The sequence below is a fragment of the Erythrobacter sp. CCH5-A1 genome (assembly GCF_001557115.1).
Taxonomy (GTDB): Bacteria; Pseudomonadota; Alphaproteobacteria; order Sphingomonadales; family Sphingomonadaceae; genus Erythrobacter.
This window is the reverse complement of sequence record NZ_LSKQ01000295.1, coordinates 1-490: the sequence shown is the minus strand read 5'-3', so window position 1 is coordinate 490 and position 490 is coordinate 1. Positions and strand designations below refer to the sequence as shown.

Genomic DNA, 490 nt, shown 5'->3' with positions numbered 1-490 from the left:
TCTCGGCCCGGAAAACCTTGAGAAGATCCAGCTCGTGGGCCTGTTCGAGGACGAGCGCGCGCAGCGCATCGACGTCATCGGGAAGGTCCGCTTCGAGGAGCATGACCCAGTTGAATCAGTCCGCACGCACCCCGTCAAGCAGCAATCTGGGGCGGGATCGGACGGCGTCCACCATGCACCCGGCGCCAGTCGAGACCCTCCAGCAAAGCACCCAGTTGGGCAGCGGTCAGCCGCATCACGCCCTCCTGGATCCGGGGCCATCGGAACGCGCCTTGCTCGAGCCTCTTGGCCATCAGGCACAGGCCCGTTCCGTCCCACCAGATGAGCTTGATGCGGTCGGCGCGCTTGGCGCGGAACACGTAGATCACGCCGGAGTAAGGCTTGCCGCCATACTCGGCCGCCACCAGCGCCGCGAGCGAGTCCGCTCCCTTCCGAAAATCCACGGGCCGGGTCGCCACCATCACCTTGGCGCCGGGTGCCGGGCCGATCA

Annotated in this window: 1 protein-coding gene; it reads right to left on the bottom strand. The window is 66.9% G+C overall.

Features of this window, described 5'->3' with window-relative positions; translation table 11 throughout:
- Positions 1 to 134: 134 nt before the first annotated feature.
- A partial coding sequence (tnpB, locus tag AX708_RS17900; protein ID WP_233999677.1) for an IS66 family insertion sequence element accessory protein TnpB occupies positions 135 to 490 on the bottom strand: 356 nt, incomplete at its 5' end.